Source organism: Microbacterium sp. (assembly GCF_036277215.1).
Lineage (GTDB): Bacteria > Actinomycetota > Actinomycetes > Actinomycetales > Microbacteriaceae > Microbacterium.
On sequence record NZ_DASUNI010000285.1, the window covers coordinates 24,304 to 30,866 of the forward strand.

Here is a 6,563-nt window from a genome sequence, read left to right on the forward strand (position 1 = left end):
CTATGTCAAGTGTTAGGCCGCGAGCGGGAGGCTGGCGGGGTTGTGAGCCGGGTTTTGGTCGGCGTGGAGTGCGTGGAACACGATGCGTGCGAGGCGTCGTTTCAGGCAGCGGAGTGCTTCGGCTGTGCAATCCCCGCCGTCCAGACGCTTTCGGTAGTACGCCCTTCCCAGTCCGTCCAGGCGGATCTGGGTGACAGCGATGCGGTGCAGCGCGGCGTTGAGCTGCCGGTTGCCGGTGCGGCTCATCCGAACCCTCCCCTTCGTGTTCCCGGACCAGACCGGGAGGGGCGCGACACCGGCGTTCATCGCGAAGCATGCCTCCGACCGGAACCTGTTGACGTTCGCGGTCTCACCAGCGATCTTCGCGGCCACCAACGGACCGCAACCCGGCATCGCAAGCAGGTGCGGGTAGCGGTCCTGGACCAGGCCACCGATACGACTCTCCAACTCGTCGATCCGGACGCTTCCCGCACGGATGTCCTCCAGGACGTCACGGGCGATCTCCGCGACCAAGCCGGGCCGTCCGGCAAGCCATGCTGCGACGCGTTCGCGTTGCACGCGGGTGCGAAGCGCTTTGATCGGCACGTCGAACTCCGGGTCCAGTTCGTGCAGGTGCCACCGGAGCCGGTTGATCTGCCGGGTTCGCTCGCCGACCAGGTCTTCTCTGCGGTCCACGAGCAGCTTCAGCTCCCGCGTCGACTCATCATGAACCGCGGCCGGAAGATCGGGTTCCCGCAGCACCGCCCGGGCAATCGCGAGAGCATCGATCGGATCCGACTTGCCCCGCTCCCGCGCCGACGCCCGAGCGTGCGCCATCAGCTTCGGGGGCACCCGCACGACCTCCTGACCGGCCGCGAGCATGTCCCGCTCCAGCCGGGCGGACAGATGCCGGCAATCCTCGACACCCCACCGCAACTCGGTCCCGAACTGGGCCCTGGCCCACCGCAACGCCCCGTCGTGACCGGCCGTAGTGGCCTTCACCGTCTTCTCGCCGAGCTTGCGGCCAACCTCGTCGACCGCGACGAACGTGTGAGTAGCTTTGTGGACATCCGCGCCAATGACGATCACCATGGAATCGTCTCCTTCCAACTCTGAGGGACAGGTTGGGCCGGTCGGCGGACACATCTCAGTCGGGGGCGTCGCCACGCTCCTATCAAGTCACGCCGGCCGGTCCATCACACCGGCTGTCGGCAAAACGCATGAACGCCAACCCGAAGGCGGCACGGATGCTAAGAGCCAGACAACCAGTGATCAGGATCCAACCACCGCAACACGGCACAATCACCCTGACACTGAGTTCGATGCTACCGAGGCGGTCTGCTGCGGCCCGGCGCGGAGGTCACGCGGGCGGTCGGATCCAGCCGTCCAGAAGCACGCGGGCACTGGCTGTGCCGGAGTGCACCCGGTCGATGTAGGTCGGTCCGGATGCCGCGATCGCGGCCGCCGCAATCCTGTCGTCAGCGAGGTCGGCGATCGTCTCGTGCAGGGACTCCGGCGTGGCCTCGACGATGGGCAGCGGCATCCCGAACTCGGCTTCGACCCGTTCGCGGACGAACGGCAGCACGTGACCGACCACGACGCGGCCGGCAGCCATCGCCTCGCACGCCGCGACGCCGTACGACCCGACGCGGAACTGGTCGATCACGATGTCGGCGCCCGCGAACACCGCGGGCATCTGCGCGGCGGGAGTGCCGGTGATCAGGCGGAAGTCGACGGCTCCCGCCCGTACGAGCGGTTCGAGCGCGGGCTCGATGTAGTGGCTGCCCTTCTGCAGCGGCGCGCTCGCGGCGTGCACCACGCGCACCTGCTCGCCGAGGAACGGGACGCTGTCGGTGGCGAAACGCCGCCCGTCGACCACGACCGGGCACCACGCCGCCCACGGGACGTCCAGCAGAAGGTCCGGAGTCGACACGAAGGTCGGGCGCCGGACGGTGCTCAGCAGCCGGAGATTGGCCCGCGCATCCTCGCGCAGCACGTCGGTGCGCGGGTCCTCCGGATACAGCGACCAGGGCGTGAGTGTCGCGTGCTTATCCGGATCGCGGATGTCGGTGCCGTGGCAGAGATAGGCGACCGAAACCCCTTCGGCTTCCAGGGCGGCGATCTCAGCGGCGACATCTCGGCCGAACCTGCGGCCGAAGATCGAGCGCTCCGCCTCCACCAGAACGTGGGTGAACCGGCGTGCGGCCTCCCATTCCGATTCCTGCCACTGGGCGGAGGCGTTGACCACCGCGACCGGCACGGTGGTGTCGGCGTCGAACTCGAATCCGCCGGGAAGCGACACGGCCATGTTGCGCGCCGCGATCTCCGGGTCCGCCCTCTCGAGGGCACGCGCCCACTGATAGCCCTGGCCGGAGTAGTTGGTGGGCGCGATGTACACGCGTACCGGTGCGTCCGGGACGGTCGTGACGGGACCCGATCCGCCGCCACCCAGCAGCCGCGAGGCGATCCGACCCGGGATCCCATCGGGATTCCGGGCCACCGACTCCATAAGGCGATCGACCCAGGCCGGCATCGACGAGCGATGTCGCACCATCCAGTCGATCGGGCCGGTCACGAGCCTGTTCACCTCAGCGCTCCCCGCGGAGCAGCCGCTGTCTTCGCGACGCTCTCCACCACCGCTGCGACGCGGCGTGCCACGGCGGCCATCGAGTGCTCAGCCGCGGTCCACGCGCCGAGGGCCTCGCGCTCCGGCATCGTGAGCGGGCTGTCGGCGAACGCGCGCATGGCCTCGGCGATGGCTGCGGAGTCGTAGGCGACCGCGGCTCCGGCTCGCACGTGCCGGTTCGCGTCGTGCAGGAAGGCGGCCGTCGGTCCGGGCCCGGCGAAGATGACCGGGCAGCCGGCGGCGAGCGACGAGTAGGCCTTCGAGGTGAAGGCGTAGTCGTATCCCGTTCCCGGCTTCAACGTCGCGAGGGTCGCGACAGCGCCGGCGAGGTGGGGAGCGAGCTGGGCGGGCGGAACCGCCTCGAGGAACTCCACCGCGTCGCCGATGCCGAGTTCGCGGGCGCGCTGCTGCAGCGCCGCCCGCTCGCCGTTGCCGATCACGCGCAGACGGTGGCGGGGATGGGTCGTCCTCAGCTGCACGAGAGCCGGAAGGAGCACTTCGGCCCCGTGCCACACGGAGTAGCTGCCGGCGTAGACGAAGACCGGCGAAGCGGGCGCGCGGGTCACCGTGAACTCGCTCGTGTCCGCGCCGAAGCCGGTCACCGTGACGGGCCGATCGATGCCGAGCTGGCGGACGCGGTCGACGACACCCTGCGTGATGGTCACGAGGGAAGCGGCACCCCGCATCGCGAAGCGCTCGACGGCGCGCAGGACGCGGATGACGACGCGGGATCCGGTCGCCATGTCGGCGGCATCCGACCAGACATCGGCCGCGTCGTAGACGTAGGGGATGCGCCGGATGCCGCACACGATGCGCACGACTGCACCGGTGGTCGGCGGCGGCTCCATCAGGACCACGGCCGGACGACGGGTGAACAGCAGGCGCAAGGCCAGCGGCACGTCGAAGCTGAGGTACGGGAGGTAGCCGCGCACGTATCCGTTCCGGTCCCGCAGCACCGGGAACGTCCGCACCCGCTCCCCGCGCTCTTCCGGCGACATGCCGCGGGGGAGCCGCGCGGTGAGCACGTCGACGTCGTGACCGTCGGCGAGGAGGGCGTCTGCGACGGACCCCAGGAAGAACGACGCGGAGGCCGGCTCGGGTCGGTAGATCCTCGAGACGATCGTGACCAGCACGCGTTACGCGTCCAGGAAGTACTTCATCAGCGCCGAGCGCGAGAACTCACCGTTGTGCAGGCGGCGGACGAACTCGGGTCCGGTCGCGGCGAGGGCGCGATAGTGGTCCCGGCGGGCGGCGATGTCGCGCAGCATCTCCTCGACGCTTTCGATCGTCGTCTCGGGAATGGGCAGCGGCATACCCGCCTGGAGCGCTACCTCATCGCGCACCTGGTCGGTCACATGCGCCAGCACGATCCGGCCGGCCGCCATCGTCTCGCACGCGCCCACTCCATAGTCGCCGGTGCGGAATTGGTCGAGCACGACATCGGCGTCGGCGAACACCGCCGGCATCCGGTCATTGGGGATGCCGGTGATCTCGACGTACTCGATGAGGCCCTCCTCTTCGAGCCGGCGGGCGATCGGGGCAATCGTCGTCGTGCCCTTGAGGTTGGGGTTGGTCGGGGCGTGCACAACCTTGATGCGCTCGTGCGCCAGCAGCGGCTCGTCGTTGGCCCATGTGGCCGGGTCGACGACGACGCCGAGGAAATGCGCCTGCGGCACGTCCACCAGCAGGCCAGCAGTGGAAACGAACGTCGGGAGGGCGAGGTCGGAGATCAGCTCCAGGTTCGCGGCGACGATCGGCTCGAGGCGAGATGCCGGGACCCAGACGTCGTTGTGGAAGTACGACCACTGGTTGCCGTCCATGTGCCGCGACGGAAGGCGTATGTCAGTGCCATGACCGACCATGCCGACCTTCACGCCCTTCTCCTGCATGAGCGCCACCTGTTTGCGGATGTCTCCGCTGTACATGCCTCCGAGCACCGGGTAGCACGCTTCGATCAGCACGTGCGTGTAGTCGTGCTCGAGCGCCTCAACCATGGACCGCTGCCACGCGCGGGAGTGCTCCGCCGTGCGCCACCGCACGATGTAGTCGGCGGAGTACTTGAGCACGTTGTTCTCGGCGTGCACGAAGTTGCGCGAGGAGACCTCGCCGGTCTCCTCGAGCGCGCGCGACCAGCGGAACCCCTGGCCGGCGTAGTTTGCGGGTCCGATGAGCAGGCGGTACTTCTTGCTCGTGTCGGGTAGAGGCGGCGGCGGCACGGCGGTTCCCTGCGCGCGGTCGACACTCGAGGCGATCAGGTCTTGGACGGACTTGGGCACCGCCTTCCAGACGGGCTCGATCATCTTATGCATGGGCGGGTTCCCTCCCGGACGGCGAAAGACGGAGTCCGATCCAGTCGTCGATGAGCGCGCGCGCGGATAGCGTCCCGTCGTGAACGGCGCGGACGAAACCAACGCCGGCTCCGCGCCTGTCGTCAATGTCGGCATCCTCGGCAAGTTCGCGCAGCACGCTGTCGAGAGTCGATGGCGTGGCCTCGACGATCGGAACATCTCGCCCGACACGCGTTCGGACCTCCGCCCGAACGGCCTCGGACAGGTGGCCCACCACGACAGAGCCGGCTGCCATCGCTTCGCACGCAGCCGCCCCGTACGACCCGATCCGGAACTGGTCCAGGACCACATCGGCCCGCGCGAAGACGCTGGGCATCTCAGCCGATGCGACGCCGCGCACGAGTTCGAGGTCGATGACGCCGGCAGACTCGAGACGCTCGAGCACCGGCATGATCAGCTGGGTTCCCTTCACTGCGTCGACCGACGGGGCGTGGGCCACACGGAGCGGACGTCGCAAGTCTCGAGGGTCGCGCTCCGCCGCCCACCGATCCGGATCGACGACCACGGGGCACCACGTCGAGTCGGGAAGATCGGTGAGGAGATCGGGCGTCGACACGAAGACCGGACGACCGCTGCGCTGGACGAGCTCGATGTTGCGGGCGGCCAGCGTCTCGGCCCGCGGGGCATAGACGGAGGGGTCCGAGTAATGCGACCACTCGTTGTCGGACGTGTGGCGTGACGGCAGGCGGATGTCGGTGCCGTGCGCGAGGAAGGCCACATCCACACCGCGGGCGCCGAGAGCCCGCGCCTGCGCGCCGACGGAGCGGCCGAGCATGCGTCCGAACGGGGGCTCCTCGGCTTCGATGAGCACGTGCGTGGCCCCGGATGCCGCCTCGAATTGGCGCCGCTGCCAGTCCGAATCGTTGTGATAGGTCCCGACCGGCACCACCAGGTCCGCTGCGACCGAGAAGCCTCCCGGCACGTCGATCGCCATGCTGCGGGCGGAGATGGTCTGATCGGCGTCTTCGAGGGCGCGTGCCCACGCGGTACCCTGGCCGGAGTAGTTCACGGGGGCGATGAGCACGCGGCGGGGGCGGTCATCGAACTCGGTGGACGGCACGCTGCCGCGGGGAGCCGGCGCGCCCAGGCGCTTCGCCGCGAGCCGGCCGACGGGGCTCATGGGTGCGTCCGCGATCGCGTCGATCAGTGCGTTGCCCCAGCGCGGTATCGCGTTCCGATTCACCACGCCCGCGGTTCTCTCGGTGCAGCGGGGGTCATGAGGGCCATTCTAACGACGGCCCTTCGGCGGGGCCTGAGAGGCGCGGTGCACGTCGTCTGTCCGGTGTGTCGCGCTGGCTCCGAGCGGAGCGGGTCATCTCGTCGCTTCGCCGGGGAGCGCCACCGTCTTCGCTTCGGCCTTCTTCGCCTGCCGGTGCTCCTCCCGCCGCATCCGCCATCCGACTTCCGCAGCCCGCAGCTTGGACTCCACGGGGCGCTCGAGCCAGACATGCAGCGCGGCGGCTCCGGCAATCGCGACGGCGAGCAAGGCCCCGAACCACAGCAGGTTCATCCAGCGTGTCGGCTGGAAGCCGAAGATCGTGAGGGCGGTGTAGATCACGGTCGCATGGATGAGGTAGAAGGCGAACGACCACTCGCCGAGCGCGACCAAC

The 6,563-nt window shown here is 69.2% G+C and carries 5 protein-coding genes and 1 pseudogene; all 6 read right to left on the reverse strand.

The window, feature by feature from the left end:
- Window positions 1-12: 12 nt before the first annotated feature.
- Window positions 13-1,071, reverse strand: coding sequence for an IS110 family transposase (locus VFX99_RS14095; protein ID WP_329666921.1), 1,059 nt, complete (start codon window positions 1,069-1,071; stop codon window positions 13-15).
- 268 nt (window positions 1,072-1,339) lie between these two features.
- Window positions 1,340-2,566, reverse strand: a complete 1,227-nt coding sequence (locus tag VFX99_RS14100) for a hypothetical protein (RefSeq protein ID WP_329666922.1) — start codon at window positions 2,564-2,566, stop codon at window positions 1,340-1,342.
- The gene (locus VFX99_RS14105; RefSeq protein WP_329666923.1) at window positions 2,563-3,738 is read right to left on the reverse strand and encodes a glycosyltransferase family 4 protein; all 1,176 of its coding nucleotides are present in this window, start codon (window positions 3,736-3,738) and stop codon (window positions 2,563-2,565) included. The genes VFX99_RS14100 and VFX99_RS14105 overlap by 4 nt, the downstream gene beginning before the upstream one ends.
- Window positions 3,739-3,741: 3 nt before the next feature.
- Window positions 3,742-4,914, reverse strand: a complete 1,173-nt coding sequence (locus VFX99_RS14110; RefSeq protein ID WP_329666924.1) for a hypothetical protein — start codon at window positions 4,912-4,914, stop codon at window positions 3,742-3,744.
- On the reverse strand, window positions 4,907-6,139 hold the full coding sequence (locus tag VFX99_RS14115) for a hypothetical protein (RefSeq protein WP_329666925.1): 1,233 nt from the start codon (window positions 6,137-6,139) through the stop codon (window positions 4,907-4,909). Before VFX99_RS14115 ends, VFX99_RS14110 begins: the two co-directional genes overlap by 8 nt.
- 126 nt (window positions 6,140-6,265) lie before the next feature.
- Window positions 6,266-6,563, reverse strand: a pseudogene (locus VFX99_RS14120) (hypothetical protein); the annotation flags it as partial.